This window comes from Burkholderia lata, from assembly GCF_000012945.1.
Classification (GTDB): domain Bacteria; phylum Pseudomonadota; class Gammaproteobacteria; order Burkholderiales; family Burkholderiaceae; genus Burkholderia; species Burkholderia lata.
This window is the reverse complement of sequence record NC_007511.1, coordinates 109152-123794: the sequence shown is the minus strand read 5'-3', so window position 1 is coordinate 123794 and position 14643 is coordinate 109152. Positions and strand designations below refer to the sequence as shown.

Annotated in this window: 14 protein-coding genes; 7 read left to right on the top strand and 7 right to left on the bottom strand. The window is 66.8% G+C overall.

Annotated features, from left to right (window positions below):
* Positions 1-167: 167 nt before the first annotated feature.
* Positions 168-749: a cupin domain-containing protein gene (locus tag BCEP18194_RS23345; protein WP_011353729.1), complete on the bottom strand. Its 582-nt coding sequence runs from the start codon at positions 747-749 to the stop codon at positions 168-170.
* A 499-nt stretch (positions 750-1248) separates the two neighbouring features.
* On the opposite strand from BCEP18194_RS23345, the gene BCEP18194_RS23340 reads away from it, so the two are divergent.
* Together BCEP18194_RS23340 and BCEP18194_RS42120 are read left to right on the top strand one after the other, a co-directional pair.
* The gene (locus BCEP18194_RS23340) at positions 1249-2769 is read left to right on the top strand and encodes a peptide MFS transporter (protein ID WP_011353728.1); all 1521 of its coding nucleotides are present in this window, start codon (positions 1249-1251) and stop codon (positions 2767-2769) included.
* Between the two features lie 120 nt (positions 2770-2889).
* Positions 2890-3096 carry a hypothetical protein gene (locus tag BCEP18194_RS42120; RefSeq protein WP_041493147.1) on the top strand — a complete coding sequence of 69 codons (207 nt, stop codon included), beginning with the start codon at positions 2890-2892 and terminating at the stop codon, positions 3094-3096.
* Positions 3097-3142: 46 nt separating this feature from the next.
* Here the strand turns inward: BCEP18194_RS42120 and BCEP18194_RS23330 are convergent, their stop codons facing one another.
* The 3 genes from BCEP18194_RS23330 to BCEP18194_RS23320 form a co-directional block, all read right to left on the bottom strand.
* Positions 3143-4267: an OpgC domain-containing protein gene (locus BCEP18194_RS23330; RefSeq protein ID WP_011353727.1), complete on the bottom strand. Its 1125-nt coding sequence runs from the start codon at positions 4265-4267 to the stop codon at positions 3143-3145.
* Positions 4268-4664: 397 nt separating this feature from the next.
* Positions 4665-5564, bottom strand: a complete 900-nt coding sequence (gene rarD / locus BCEP18194_RS23325; RefSeq protein WP_011353726.1) for an EamA family transporter RarD — start codon at positions 5562-5564, stop codon at positions 4665-4667.
* A 16-nt stretch (positions 5565-5580) separates the two neighbouring features.
* Positions 5581-5877 carry an acylphosphatase gene (locus tag BCEP18194_RS23320; protein ID WP_041493146.1) on the bottom strand — a complete coding sequence of 99 codons (297 nt, stop codon included), beginning with the start codon at positions 5875-5877 and terminating at the stop codon, positions 5581-5583.
* A gap of 176 nt (positions 5878-6053) precedes the next feature.
* Here BCEP18194_RS23320 and hpnA point away from each other — a divergent pair, with 176 nt between their 5' ends.
* Both hpnA and BCEP18194_RS23310 read left to right on the top strand, forming a co-directional pair.
* Positions 6054-7061: a hopanoid-associated sugar epimerase gene (hpnA, locus tag BCEP18194_RS23315; RefSeq protein ID WP_011353724.1), complete on the top strand. Its 1008-nt coding sequence runs from the start codon at positions 6054-6056 to the stop codon at positions 7059-7061.
* Positions 7062-7169: 108 nt separating this feature from the next.
* A complete protein-coding gene (locus tag BCEP18194_RS23310) occupies positions 7170-8627 on the top strand; it encodes a hypothetical protein (RefSeq protein ID WP_011353723.1) in 1458 nt (485 codons plus the stop codon).
* Between the two features lie 117 nt (positions 8628-8744).
* Here the strand turns inward: BCEP18194_RS23310 and BCEP18194_RS23305 are convergent, their stop codons facing one another.
* Positions 8745-9932, bottom strand: coding sequence for a glycosyltransferase (locus BCEP18194_RS23305; RefSeq protein WP_011353722.1), 1188 nt, complete (start codon positions 9930-9932; stop codon positions 8745-8747).
* Between the two features lie 402 nt (positions 9933-10334).
* Here BCEP18194_RS23305 and ispH point away from each other — a divergent pair, with 402 nt between their 5' ends.
* Positions 10335-11276: a 4-hydroxy-3-methylbut-2-enyl diphosphate reductase gene (ispH, locus tag BCEP18194_RS23300; RefSeq protein WP_011353721.1), complete on the top strand. Its 942-nt coding sequence runs from the start codon at positions 10335-10337 to the stop codon at positions 11274-11276.
* A gap of 12 nt (positions 11277-11288) precedes the next feature.
* On the top strand, positions 11289-12449 hold the full coding sequence (gene hpnH / locus BCEP18194_RS23295) for an adenosyl-hopene transferase HpnH (protein ID WP_011353720.1): 1161 nt from the start codon (positions 11289-11291) through the stop codon (positions 12447-12449).
* A gap of 230 nt (positions 12450-12679) precedes the next feature.
* Here the strand turns inward: hpnH and BCEP18194_RS23290 are convergent, their stop codons facing one another.
* The gene (locus tag BCEP18194_RS23290; RefSeq protein ID WP_011353719.1) at positions 12680-13168 is read right to left on the bottom strand and encodes a hypothetical protein; all 489 of its coding nucleotides are present in this window, start codon (positions 13166-13168) and stop codon (positions 12680-12682) included.
* 223 nt (positions 13169-13391) lie between these two features.
* The gene (locus BCEP18194_RS23285; RefSeq protein ID WP_011353718.1) at positions 13392-13769 is read right to left on the bottom strand and encodes a hypothetical protein; all 378 of its coding nucleotides are present in this window, start codon (positions 13767-13769) and stop codon (positions 13392-13394) included.
* Between the two features lie 492 nt (positions 13770-14261).
* On the opposite strand from BCEP18194_RS23285, the gene BCEP18194_RS23280 reads away from it, so the two are divergent.
* Complete coding sequence (locus BCEP18194_RS23280) at positions 14262-14615, top strand: DOPA 4,5-dioxygenase family protein (protein ID WP_041493145.1); 354 nt, start codon at positions 14262-14264, stop codon at positions 14613-14615.
* Positions 14616-14643 lie beyond the last annotated feature (28 nt).

The following is a 14643-nucleotide window of genomic DNA, read 5'->3' as shown; positions in this document are numbered from 1 at the left end:
GAGAAGGGTTGTTCGGTGAGCGTCGCGCGGCGGATGCCGCGGATTACGCGTGAGACGCTGACGGGTGCAGCGATTGAGGAGGCCCGTGATTCTCGTATTGCATTTTAGTATTCCTTACGTTTCTTTCGACAGGCATTCCGTCTTCGAAACGAAGGAATACCTGTGCGTTAGAACAGCCTCGGTGTACCGACCCAGACCACCACCGACTCGATCTTCGCGGTGTTGACCCAGCTGTGCGGGACCGTCGACTGATAGTGCGAGCTGTCGCCGGCCTGCAGGACGAACGTCTTGCCTTCCAGCGTCAGCGACACTTCCCCTTCAATCACATACAGGAACTCCTCTCCTGCATGTGTCGTCACCTCCGACCGCTTCTGCCCCGGCGGCATCCTCACGAGGATCGCCTCCAGCTGGCGCCCTTCGGATACGTTCGTCAGCCGCGCGAACAGGTTCGCCGAATCGGCAAACCCGAAGAAGCGCAGTTGCTCGCCTCGGCAAACCGAGCGTTCCTCGCTCGGCGTATCCACAAAGTACTGCACCGTCACACCGAGCGCGTGCGCGATACCGGCCAACGATGTCAGCGACGGCGACGCGAGTCCGCGTTCGACTTGAGACAGAAACGGCTTCGAAATCCCCGCGGCGGTAGCGGTGTCGTCGAGCGTGCGCTTCAGTCGTTGGCGCAACGCGCGAATCTTGCTGCCCAGTGCGGCGGTAGCGTTTGCAGACCGCGAGTTTTCAGTGGGGGGAACCATAGCAGGCCGAAAAGTGATCGTCAAAAAATGTTTGATGGAAAATAACTAAGTTAGAACGATATAGCTTAGTCTTCGGGTTCGCACACGTCTTCGGTGTTGAGCCCGGTGCACTAAACGGGACACGAGACGAGCGAAATGACGCGCTATCTTGCCAGACTCGCCGGCTTCACAGGCAAGCTGCAAGCGGCTCTCCGGGAATCTTCGGATGGCCGGTGCGAAAGCTTACAACTAGATGATGAGACGAATGTTCCTGAAAGCTACTGCCACATTAGGAGTTTCCCTAGGTGGCAGATACGTGACGCACCGGACCGGTAGCCGCTACCATGCGCGCGCCGGTCGGGGCCCCTCCCCGCCACACCAGGCGGAGTCAGACCCCGGCCCGGGCTAACCGCCCGACTGTTCCATCGCCAGCACGAAGCCTACCCGGCCCATTGTGCACCGGCGCCAGTTCGACCCCTAGACGACGCGCGATCCGTGCCGTCCGTTTCAAACGAGATTGATGATGCAACCACCTGTTTCACAAACCCGATCGTTCACGACGGTCTTCCTCATCGAAATGTGGGAGCGCTTCGGCTACTACGGCATGGCCGCGCTCCTGGTCCTCTTCATGGTCGACCGGCTCGGTTTCACCGACAGCCATGCGAACCTGACCTGGGGTGCGTTCACCGCACTCGTCTATGCCGCGCCGTCGATCGGCGGCTGGATCGGCGACAAGGTGCTCGGCGCCCGCCGCACGATGATCATCGGCGCGTCCGTGCTGTGCGCCGGCTACCTGATGCTCGCGGTACCGAACGATCACCTGACGTACATGTATACGTCGCTCGGCGTGATCGTCGTCGGTAACGGCCTGTTCAAGGCCAACGCGGCGAACCTCGTGCGCCGCATCTATGAAGGCGACGACGCACGCATCGACAGCGCGTTCACGATCTACTACATGGCAGTCAACATCGGCTCGACGGTGTCGATGCTCGCGACGCCGTGGATCAAGGATCACTGGGGCTGGCACACCGCGTTCGCGGTCTGCTGCGGCGGCATGCTGCTCGCGATCCTCAACTTCATGCTGATGCATCGCACGCTCGCGCACGTCGGCTCGCTGCCGGACGACCAGCCGATCCGCTGGAAGCGTCTCGGCGCGGTCGCGCTGGGCGGCGTCGGGCTCGCGCTGATCACGCTGTACGTGCTGCAGCACAAGCAGCTCGCCGTCGCCAGCGTGTGGACGGCAGCGTTCGCGATCCTCGCGATCTTCGCGTACATGATCGCGAAGTCGGAGCGCTCGGAGCGTGCCGGCCTGATCGCGGCGCTCGTGCTGATCGGCCAGGTGATCCTGTTCTTCATCTTCTACGTGCAGATGTCGACGTCGCTGACGCTGTTCGCGCTGCGCAACGTCGATCCGCGCTTCATGCTGTTCGACACGACGCTGTTCACGTGGAGCGCCGCGCAGTTCCAGGCGCTGAACCCGATCTGGATCATGCTGCTGAGCCCGGTGCTCGTGTGGGTCTACAACGCCGTCGCGAAAAGCGGCCGTGACCTGCCGGTCGCCGCGAAATACGCGCTCGGCTTCGGCGCAGTGGCCGCAGGCTACCTGGTGTTCACGATCAGCGGCCGCTACGCGATCGACGGCCGCGTGTCGTCGTGGTTCATGGTATGGGGCTACGGCCTCTACTCGCTCGGCGAACTGCTGGTGAGCGGCCTCGGCCTCGCGATGATCGCCCGCTACGTGCCGGCGCGCATGAGCGGCTTCATGATGGGTGCGTACTTCGTCGCGACGGGCGTGTCGCAGTATCTGGGCAGCGTCGTCGCGAACTTCGCGCAGATGCCGTCGCACGACCTGCCGGCCACCGAATCGCTGCCGCTGTACCTGTCGCTGTTCGAGAAGCTCGGCTGGCTCGCCGCGATCGGCATGGTGCTCGCGCTGCTGCTGCTGCCGCTGATGAATCGCCTGTCGCGTCAGCACCAGCGTTGTGCAGAAGAGCGTCGCGAAGAAGCGCTGCAGACGCAGGGCGTCGCCGCCGCGCAGTAAGTAATATCCCTCGGCGTGCGGCCTGCACGCCACATTCTCCCGCCAGTCACGCAAACGCGTCCTACACTGGTTGCAGGAAGCGCATCCGCTTCGCGAGATGCGCACTGGCGGGAGAGGACAATGAAAAGCAGAACAATGCGGCTCTTGAGGATACTGTCGGACATCCGGCACGCTCAGCGCTGCACCGCGATACGCGCCGCGCGCGCCGCAGCCGAAGCCGACGCGGTACTCGCGGAACGCGACGATCCGGCGCCCGACGAACGCGACGACGCCGAATCCGACGACGCCACCGCCGTTCCCCGCTCCCGTATCGGCTCACCTCACTGACGCCGCGCGGCACATTCGGTGCCGCACGCGCCGCCTCCCGCGCCGCTCAAGCAGCCGCGCTGCGCCACCGCGCGATCCACGTTCCCGAACCGGCCACGGCCATCATCAGCCCGAGCGCGCACGCGTCAGCCACGAGGCCCACGCCGACATGCCGCAGATCGGCGCTCCGCACGACCGGATGCAAGAGCGAATCGATGACGAGCGAGATCGCCGCGCCTGCGACGAAACAGATCAGCCCACGCTGGCCCACGGCCACGACGGGCCGCACGCCCTGCGCGATCCGCGCGATCCAGCCGAAGCGCACGCAGTCGGCCATCAGCCACGCGATGGCCGCGAAGCTCACGACGCGCGGCAGCGCGAGATCGCGCTTGAACACGCCTTCCGGCAGCGGCAGCCCCGAGAACAGCTTGTAGCTCGCGCAGCCGAGCACGACCGCGCACGCGAGCCCGGTCGCGGCGGCCCCCCAGCGCCCGAGCGCGATGCGCCGGTAGAACGGCTGGCAGCGCGCGAGCACGCCGGCGACGAACATCAGTTGCCACGCGAACGGATTGAAACTCCAGCGGAATCCATCGGTATCCAGCAGCTCGGGGCCGAGCCAGCCCGCCGCGATCCAGGACGCGACGCCGAGCGCGACGAGCAGCCACGGATGCCGGCGCGCGAACGGCACGAGCACCGGCGACGCGAGCGCGAACAGCACGTACATGGGCAGCACCGACGCGAGATAGGGCTGGCGCTGGAACGTCAGCAACTCGGCGGCGCCCGTGAGCGGCGAGGCAAGCATCACGCTGACGTCGTCGAGTGCGAGGTTCGGTGCATCGATCCCGTAGTGGTCGAGCACGGCCGACACGACGAGCATCAGCGTCGAGGTCGCGAGAAACGCGCGGTAGATCTGCATCGCGCGGCGCACGAAGCGCTTTTGCGCGGCGCGCGCGCCGTGTCGCTCGGCGATCGCGCCATAGGCGCTCGCGGTCGCGAAGCCGCCGAGAAAGACGAAGACCTCGGCCGCATCGCACAGCGCGAACGCATGCAGCGTGACGCGTGACAGCACGCTCGCGCCGATGTGATCGACGACGATCATCAACAGCACGATGCCGCGGAAGAAATCGACTTCGATCAGGCGGCCGCTGCGCGACGGTGGAAAGGTGGCGGAAGGCGGCGGGCTCAACGACATGAGCACACCTGCACGACGGCGGTGCAGCGCGCACCGGCGAATGGATCGGGAAGGAGAAGGCGAGCGGAATCAGCGGCGATACGCGTATGCTCGCATCGCGCCAACCCGGCCGGCCAGGCACGGAGATGACCGTTCATTGAAAGGCTGCATACGAAGGGAAGTCGGTGAGGCCAGTCTAATGGCCGATCCGGGGAGACCCTAAGTAACAAAGTGCAACCGAATCTTCTGTTCGATTACAGGCACGAGCCTTGTGGCACAAAGCGGGCAGCGTCGCCAGCCTCATGCCAGCGCGACGCCAGTTCGCGGTCAGCATCGATGGGTTCGACCGCTGCGGTGCCATCGTTTTGCGATGCGCGACGCGGCATGCTGCACGCAGCCGCCGCATCGCGATCGACGTTTATCCGCGCGCGGGCAGGCGCCGCATCAGCATCGCGCTGTGCCATGCGGTCAGCGCGACGGCAACCCAGATCGGCCCGTACGTCGCGAGCTTCGCGACGCTCAGCGTCTCGCCGAGCAGCAGCAGCGACACCGCGACGAGCAGCACCGGTTCGACGTAGCCGAGAATCCCGAACAGCGCCATCGGCAGCATCCGGCTCGCCTTCAGGTAGCTCGCGAGCGCGAGCGTGCTGAGCACGCCGAGGCCCGGCAGCAGCACGGCCCACAGCAGCGGATGATCGGCGACGTGCGTCGTGCTCGTCGCGACCATCGCGAACGCGATCGGGCACAGCAGCGCGATCTCGACCGCAAACGCGGCGAGCGAATCGGCGTTGATCCGCCGGCGCAGCACGAAATACGGCGGATAGCCGAGCGCGACGACGAGCGTCGGCCACGCGAACGCGCGCGTCGCCCACACTTCGTGCGCAACGCCGAGCGCGGCGCACGCGACCGCCGCCCATTGCAGCGGATCGAGCCGTTCGTGATAGTAGAAGCGGCCGACGAGCACCATCGTCAGCGGCAGCAGGAAATAGCCGAGCGACACTTCGAGCATGCGGCCGTGCAACGGCGCCCAAAGAAACAGCCACAACTGCACGCCGAGCAGCGCCGCGCTCACCGGCAGCGCAATCAGCAGACGCCAGTCGCGCACGCTGCGCCGAAGGAGGTCGACGAGCGCGGGCAAGCGGCCGCGCAGCGCGATCAGCGCGAGCGCGCCCGGTGCGGTCCACAACACGCGCCACGCGAAGATGTCGAGCCCCGTGAGCGGCGCGAGCAGTTTCGCGTAGGCGGACATCAGCGCGAACAGCATCGACGCCGTCACCGACAACATGAGGCCGCGCCCGGCCTCCGGATACCCCGTCATGATCGTTCCGTGCCTCTTACTGCTGCTGGAAGCGCTCGAAGCGCCTTTCGGTCTGGCGTTCCTCGAACGTCACCTCGGTCACGCGCGCGGCCGGCGGCCCGTGGCGCAGCCACGCGAGCATCCGGTCGATCTGCGCGCCGGAGCCCTGGATCATCGCCTCGACGGTGCCGTCCTCGAGATTCGCGACCCAGCCGCGCAGCTTCAGCGCATGCGCCTCGCGCACCGTCGCATGACGGAAGCCGACGCCCTGCACGACGCCGCGCACCCGCACGTAGTAGGTCTCGATCCGTTCGTCCAGTTCATTGCGGCTCATCGCGTCGCCCTCCCGTTGCATTCAAGCCCGGCATTGTAGTCGCGTCGGCCGCTTCGCACACGTGCCGGAGCCGGTTCGCGGCGGTCACGGCCTTGCGTCGCCGCGCGCGCCGACCACGTACAATCTCGCCGATGCTCAACCGCCGCGCCGCTCGCGCGCGGCCCTGAAGGAAACGCATGACTGATACCTCCCGCGATCTCGTTCTCGTCACCGGCGCGTCCGGCTTCGTCGGCTCGGCCGTCGCGCGCATTGCGCAGCAGAAAGGCTATGCGGTGCGCGTGCTCGTGCGCCCGACCAGCCCGCGCACGAACGTGGCGGACCTCGACGCCGAGATCGTCACCGGCGACATGCGCGACGAGGCGTCGATGCGCGCCGCGCTGCGCGGCGTGCGCTACCTGCTGCACGTGGCGGCCGACTACCGGCTGTGGGCACCCGATCCCGACGAGATCGAGCGCGCGAACCTCGAGGGCGCGGTCGCGACGATGCGCGCGGCACGCGCGGAAGGCGTCGAGCGGATCGTCTACACGAGCAGCGTCGCGACGCTGAAGGTGACGAGCGCCGGCGATCCGTCCGACGAAAACCGGCCGCTCACGGCCGAGCAGGCGATCGGTGTCTACAAGCGCAGCAAGGTGCTCGCGGAACGCGCGGTCGAGCGGATGATCGCCGACGAAGGGCTGCCGGCCGTGATCGTCAATCCGTCGACGCCGATCGGCCCGCGCGACGTGAAGCCGACGCCCACCGGCCGCATCATCGTCGAAGCCGCGCTCGGCAAGATTCCCGCGTTCGTCGACACGGGGCTGAACCTCGTGCATGTGGACGACGTCGCGCACGGCCACTTCCTCGCGCTCGAGCGCGGCCGGATCGGCGAGCGCTACATCCTCGGCGGCGAGAACCTGCCGCTGCAGCAGATGCTCGCCGACATCGCACAGATGACGGGCCGCAAGGCGCCGACGATCGCGCTGCCGCGCTGGCCGCTCTACCCGCTCGCGGTCGGGGCGGAAGCGGTCGCGAAGTTCACGAAGAAGGAGCCGTTCGTCACCGTGGACGGGCTGCGGATGTCGAAGAACAAGATGTATTTCACGTCCGCGAAGGCCGAGCGCGAGCTCGGCTACCGTGCGCGCCCGTACCGCGAAGGGCTGCGCGATGCGCTCGACTGGTTCGGCTCCGCGGGCTACCTGAAGTAACACAAAGCGGCGTGCTTCACGCCGCTTTGCGCACTTTGTTACACGTCCCGCGCGGCCCGCTACCGGCGCAGCGGTTAAAATCGCGGGTCTTACGCAGAGAAGACACGCATGAACCTGAACGATCAGATCGCTTCGCTCACCATGGGCGTCGATCAGCTGCTCCACGATCACCACGCCGCGCAGCAGGCGGCCCGCAGCGCGGAAGCCTTCGCGCGCGCCGCCGCAACGGAAGCCCAGGCCGCAGCAGAGCGTCACGCCGCCGCGGAAACCGAAGCGCAAGCCGCCGCACAACGCCACACGGCCGCTGCCGCCGATGCGGAGGCTGCGCAGCAGCGCCACGCCAGCGCGACCGCCGCCGCAGAAGCCGCCGCCCAGCGTCATACCGATGCCACCGCGCAAGCCGAAGCCGCGTCGCAGCGCCATGCGGAAGCCACCGCGCTGACCGAAGCGCTCGCGCAGCGTCACGCGGATGCCGAAGCGGCGTCGCAGCGCCACGCGGCCGCGATCGCCGAAGCCGAGGCCGCCGCGCAGCGCCATCACGCAGCAGCCACCGAAGCCGATGCGGCCGCGCAGCGCCACACGGCCGCGACCGTCGAAGCCGAGGCCGCTGCGAAGCGGCACGCGGAAGCGACCGCCGAAGCCGAAGCGGCCACGCAGCGTCACGCAGCCACGATCGCCGACGCCGAAGCCGCCGCACAGCGCCACACGGCTGCGATCGCGGAAGCCGAAGCGCTCGCGCAGCAGCACACGCAGGCGATCGCCGAAACGCAGGCCGCCGCGCAGCGTCATGCCGATGCGACCGCCGAGGCAGAAGCCGTCACGCAACGCCATACCGAAGCGATCGCGCAGGCCGAGGCGGCCGCGCAACGCCACGCCGACGCCGCCGCGCAGGCGGAGGCCGTCACGCAACGCCACACCGAAGCGATCGCCCAAGCCGAAGCGGCTGCGCAGCACCACGCGCAGGCCATCGCCGACGCCGAAGCGCTGGTCGAGGCCGTCGTCAAGGAAGCCGCGACCAACGCGGTTGCCGCCACGGCGGTGGCGGCCGAAGTCGTCGAACCTGCACCGGCCGACGCGCCGGCGGCGGAACCGACCGTGATCGTGCCCGCGCCGGCTGCGGCCGAAACGGTGGATTCAACGGCCGATGCCGAAGCGGCCGTCGTCGCGACGGCGCAAGCCGAAACGCCGGTTGAAGTCGAAGCCGAAGTCGAGGCCGAAGCCATCACCCCGGCCCCGTCCGACAAATCGACGCTGCACGTGTCGCGTCCGACGCAGAACGAACTCACGCTGACCATCAACGGCGAATCGATCACGCTGCATCCGGAGCAGCTGGGCCAGCTGATCGAGGAACTCGCGCATGCACGCGCGTCGATGCAGCCGGAGCCGCCGCCCGGCATCCCGGCCGGCTGGCGCTTCGTGACGACGAAGAATCCGATGATGGCCGTGCAGAAACAGTCGAATGGCGACCGCCTGCTGGTGGCCCGCCACACGGGCTACGGCTGGGTACCGTTCACGTTCTCGCCGGACGTCGTGGTCCAGATGTACATGATGCTGACCCAGCGCTAAGCACCGGCAAGCCGCACCGCCGAAAAGGCACTGCCGAAAACGAAACAGCCCGACCGGTTTCCACCGATCGGGCTGTTTGCTTTCCGGTTGCCGGGAGGCGCGCCTCCCGGACAGTACTCAGCGATCCACCGGCGCCTGCACGCGCGCCTTCCACTGGCCGCCCTTGCCGCGCCAGTAGCGCCATGCAGACGCGAACGTCGCCCCCACATAGAACAGCGCGACGAGCGGCAGCGCCGGCGCCCACAGCGGCGAGCGCCGGTAGTAGCGCAGCATCGGCGCATACGCGGCGCACATCGACGCCCACGCGAGCCACGCCGGCCAGGCGCGCGCGCCGTACGCGAGCGCCGCGGCGGGCGGCACGAGATAGATGATCGTCATCCCGAGCAGCGTGCCGGCCAGCAGCAGCGGCGAATAGTGCAGCTGCGTGAACGCGGTGCGCGCGATCATGTTCCAGATGTCGCGCCAGCTGTCGTACGGGCGCAGCGACACGCTGCGGTCGGCCAGGTCGAGCCGGATCGGATGGCGGCCTTCGCCGCGATGCTTGATCTGCGCGGCGAGGCTGCAGTCGTCGATCAGCGCGCCGCGGATCGACTCGATGCCGCCCGCTTCCTCGAGCGCCGTGCGCTTGACGAGCATGCAGCCGCCCGCGGCGCCGGCCGTCCGGTTGCGCGGGTTGTTGATCCACGAGAACGGATAGAGCTTCGCGAAGAAGAACACGAACGCGGGGATCAGCGCCTTTTCCCAGAACGAATCGCAGCGCAGCCGCACCATCAGCGACACGAGATCGCGGTTTTCGGCCTGGGCGCGCGTGACGAGCTGCGCGACGGCGTCGGGCGGATGGCCGATGTCGGCATCCGTCAGCAGCAGGTAGTCGGCCGGCAGGCCGAGCGTCTGCACCGCGGCGATCCCCTGCGACTGCGCCCACACCTTGCCCGACCAGCCGGCCGGCAGCGGCTTCGCGGCCAGCACCGTCAGCCGGTCGGCGCGGTTGATCGCGAGCGCGGCCGCGCGGGCCGCGTCGGCGGTGCCGTCGTCGCTGTGGTCATCGACAATGATCAGATGAAAATCGCCCGGGTAATCCTGCTCGAGCAGCGAAGTCGCCGCCCGGGCGATCACGTCGGCCTCGTTGCGCGCCGGCACGACCGCGACGACGGCCGGCCAGCCGGCCTCGGCCGCGGCGCCGCGCGCCTCGGGCGGCAGCGGCCGCGCGGGCACCGCGCGCCAGAAGCCGCCACGCGCGACGAGCAGCACGATCCAGATCATCAGCGACAGGCCGGACACCAGGAAAGCGAGAACCAGCATCATCGGCGCGCCTCCTGTCGGGCGCCGGCATCGGCAAAATCAATAGGGGTCAGGAACAAAACGCCCGAAACCGCACGGGCGGCCGGGCAAAACGCGTAAGAATCGACGGTCATCGAATGGCCTTGAAATGAGCGCGACGCCGGGCAGCCGGAGCGGCTGCCCGCGAAACCGCCTAGTTTACTGGGTTCCGCGCGCGCCAGCGCCGACGCGGCTCTCCCGCAAATGCAACACGCCAGACACAGCACCAGAGCAAGGACTTCCCGATAGGGTTAAAATGCGCGATTAATTCGGGGTTCCGGGGCCTGGCCGGCCGGTTCGTTCCTGCCTTCATAACATCAAGCCGGGGCGAGCGAGCGAGTGCCAGCTCCTCGAACCCCGGCGTCTGTCGTCGGAGTTCGCTCACCTATGCGAGTCATCCTTGCCCAGCCCCGCGGCTTTTGTGCGGGGGTTGTCCGTGCGATCGAGATCGTCGATCGCGCGCTGCAACAGCACGGTGCGCCGGTCTATGTGCGTCATGAGATCGTGCATAACCGGCATGTCGTCGAAAATCTGCGTAATAAAGGGGCGCGATTCGTTGAGGAACTCGACGAGGTGCCCCACGGCGCTGTCGCGATCTTCAGCGCGCACGGTGTCGCCCAAACGGTCGAGCGCGACGCGGAAACGCGCGGGCTCGACGTGCTCGACGCCACCTGCCCGCTTGTCACGAAAGTGCACGTGCAGGGCCGCCAGTATGTCGCGGCGGGCCGCCGGCTGATCCTGATCGGCCACGCGGGCCACCCGGAAGTCGAGGGTACGATCGGCCAGATTCCGGCCGAGGTGATCCTCGTGCAGAGCGAAGCAGAAGTCGATACGCTGACGGTGCCTGTCGATACGCCGGTCGCGTACATTACGCAGACCACGCTGTCGGTCGACGATACGCGCGGCATCATCGAAGCGTTGCAGCGCCGGTTCACCGACCTCGTCGGCCCGGACACGCGCGACATCTGCTACGCGACGCAAAATCGCCAGGCCGCCGTGCGCGAGCTGAGCGAACAGGTTGACGTGCTGCTCGTCGTCGGTGCGACGAACAGCTCGAACTCGAACCGCCTGCGCGAGATCGGCACCGAAAGTGGTGTGCCGAGCTACCTCGTCGCCGACGGTTCAGAAGTAAAGGCCGAATGGTTCGCGAATGCGAAGACCGTGGGCCTGACCGCCGGGGCGTCCGCGCCCGAGGAAATGGTCGAAGATGTAATCGGCGCGTTGCGCGCACTGGGTCCCGTCGACGTCACGACGATGGCGGGCCGTGAGGAAAAAGTCGAATTCAAGCTGCCGGCGAAGCTCACGCAAGCTGTCGCCCGCGAAGTTTAAGGAGGACATCTCTTGTCTATTCCGCTGCTCCAGCAAGTCCGCGTCGGCGCGTACATCACGCGCCAACACCTGTCCGGCAACAAACGCTATCCGCTCGCGCTGATGCTCGAGCCGCTGTTCCGCTGCAACCTCGCGTGCAACGGCTGCGGCAAGATCGATTACCCGGACCCCATCCTGAACCAGCGTCTGTCCGTCCAGGAATGCCTGGAAGCGGTCGACGAGTGCGGCGCACCGATCGTGTCGATCGCGGGCGGCGAGCCGCTGCTGCACAAGGAAATGCCGGAAATCGTCCGCGGCATCATGAAGCGCAAGAAGTTCGTCTACCTCTGCACGAACGCGCTGCTGATGGAAAAGAAGATGGACGACTACCAGCCGAGCCCGTACTTCGTCTGGTCGGTCCACCTCGACGGCGACCAGCAGGCGCACGACCACTCGGTGTCGCAGGAAGGCGTGTACGACAAGGCCGTCGCGGCGATCAAGGAAGCGAAGCGCCGCGGCTTCCGCGTGAACATCAACTGCACGCTGTTCAACGATGCGGTACCGGAACGCGTCGCGAAGTTCTTCGATACGCTCAAGCCGATCGGCGTCGACGGCATCACCGTGTCGCCGGGCTACGCGTACGAGCGCGCGCCGGATCAGCAGCACTTCCTGAACCGCGACAAGACGAAGAACCTGTTCCGCGAAATCCTGAAGCGCGGTGAAGGCGGCAAGCGCTGGTCGTTCAGCCAGTCGTCGCTGTTCCTCGACTTCCTGGCCGGCAACCAGACGTACAAGTGCACGCCGTGGGGCAACCCGGCGCGTACGGTGTTCGGCTGGCAAAAGCCGTGCTACCTGGTCGGCGAAGGTTACGTGAAGACCTTCAAGGAACTGATGGAAGACACGAACTGGGACAACTACGGCGTCGGCAACTACGAGAAGTGCGCGGACTGCATGGTCCACTGCGGCTTCGAAGCGACCGCCGTGATGGACACGATGGCGCACCCGCTGAAGGCGTTCGCCGTGAGCCGCAAGGGCATCAAGACCGACGGCCCGTTCGCTCCGGACATTCCGATCGACAAGCAGCGCCCGGCCGAGTACGTGTTCTCGCGCCACGTCGAGATCAAGCTCGAAGAAATCCAGCGCGCCGGCAAGGGCAAACTGCAGAAGGCGGCGAAGCCGGCAGCAGCAGCCTGAGTGCGTTTCGCCACGCGGAGGCCATGCCTCCGCGCCGGCGGGAAAAAAAGAAGCGCCACGGAGTCCGCTCCGTGGCGCTTTTGTTTTGGGCCGCGATTTTGCGTCGCGTTCCGCCGTCACCGTATCGATTGCCGCGACAGCCACGCATTCGCTGAAACCACGCGACTGGGTCGCTGCGCCGGTGCGGCCGGCCCTGTCTCCTCCATCCTCCCTGCGAAACCGGTGCGACGCTACGCGGCCAGCGATTCGGCCGCATGCACGCGCATCCTCTCCGCCGCGCTCGCGACGAGTGCCGGCTGGCCGCTCGACGCGAACGTGCAGACGTGCTCCCACAGCTCGGCCAGCCGATGCCGCGTGAGCGTCGTGACGCACGTGTCGTTCGCCGCGAGCACATGCTCGAGTACCGCGCATTCGTCGTCGTGCAGCGTCCATGCGCCGCTTTGTGCGGCACGCGCCACGCCCGCATCGAGCGCACGCTCCGCGTCGACACACACGTCGATGTCCGCGTCCGCGCTCACCGCATCGTCGAGCGCCAGGAACACCAGGTAGACGCTCGTGCGCAACCGCATCAGCAGCGCCTCGTTGCCATGCCCGCCACGCAGCGCGACGAGCGCCATGTGGCATTTCAGCGAGATGTCGCGTGCTTGCACGGGCGGCAGCGGCAGCAGCCACTCTCGGGTCAGCGGCACGTGGCGACGGTGCTTCCGGGTGCCCTTCATGATTGGCTCCCGCTTGAGGTCGCGTCGCTCGCCGCGACGGCCGGCCATGCGATGCGGCACGCAACGGCGTCACGGCGCGCATGGCGCCGGTGCTTCACACGACGCCACGCGCCGTGCCTATCGTCGCGCCGCTGCGTCGCTCGCGCGTCCGGCAGCCGGCGCGGCGCCGACGCGCGCACGACGCCGGCAAATCGGATCGTGCAAGCCATGCTCGTCTCCTGCATCAGAACGTGTTCTCGCCCTTCAGGTAGTACGCGGTCTTCACGAAGAACGCCTTGACCGGATGGCCGCCCTGCACGTCGCGCGCCGCGCGCGCTTCCATCTCGGCCCGCTCTTCGCGCGACCGGTCCGGCACCGGGTTGTGGACACGCTCGAGCGCACGCTGCATCGCGAGCGGATAGTTCTGGTTGCCGGCCGACGTCGCGCGATAGCCTGCGCGCGTCATCTGCATCAGTTGCGCGTCGGTTTCGGCACGTGCCGCCGACCAGCTCGATAGTGAGACATTCGATCCGCCGTAGGTCACGGCAGACTGAGCGAAACTGACAGCGGGCAGCGCAACGAGTGCGCAGGAAAGTACAGCAACGGGAACGAGGGATCGCATAGTGGCCTCCAGGTGGTTGTCCCCGCATCGATCGTGTTCGACGATGCGTTGAAACCATCGTAAGACGCGCCGCATTCCGCATGAATAGCCGAATCTGCAATTGATATTTTCGGCTTCGAAATCCGGTGCGCAAGCCCCGTCACGCGCGAATCCCGCCCAACAGGAATTTCTTTATTTCATTCAACGCCCTGATCGCATTTGTTCAGACGATCCGCAGCAGCGCACGCAGCGCTTTTTCAATTTCCGAAATGACGTGTTGCCGATGCAATCGCGGCTCGCGCACCTGCCGGCAAGGCTTCCGGCGTGATATCGCGCGTGCGGATACCTCAATCGCCGACCCGATCGAATCGAACGGTTGCTGTGATTCAGGACAAGTCATCGCGTCCGGATTGCCGGATTGCGACACGACGCGCACAGCAAGGACGCGCGATAATCATGCATCGGCCGTTTCGCACGGCACCTCATGCATTCCCCTTTTTATCGAGTCCTTCCATGGCTGCCCTCGACACCACCGCCATCCACAGTTGGCACGCGCACGTCTATTTCGATGCGGCCAGCCGCGACGCGGCCTGGGCGTTTCGCCAGGTCGTCGACGAACGGTTCGGCGCGGTCATCGAACTCGGCCGCTTTCACGAACGCCTCGTCGGCCCGCACCCGGCCTGGTCGTACCAGATCGCGTTCGACGCCGCGCGCTTCGACGACATCGTGCCGTGGCTCGTGCTGAATCACGGCGCGCTCGATATCTTCCTGCATCCGAATACGAACGACGAACTGCGCGACCATCGCGATTGCGCGGTGTGGATCGGCAAATCGTATGAGCTGAATCTCGACGCGCTGGCCGGATAAGGGCCGGCACGCGGCCGCCTGCGCCGCG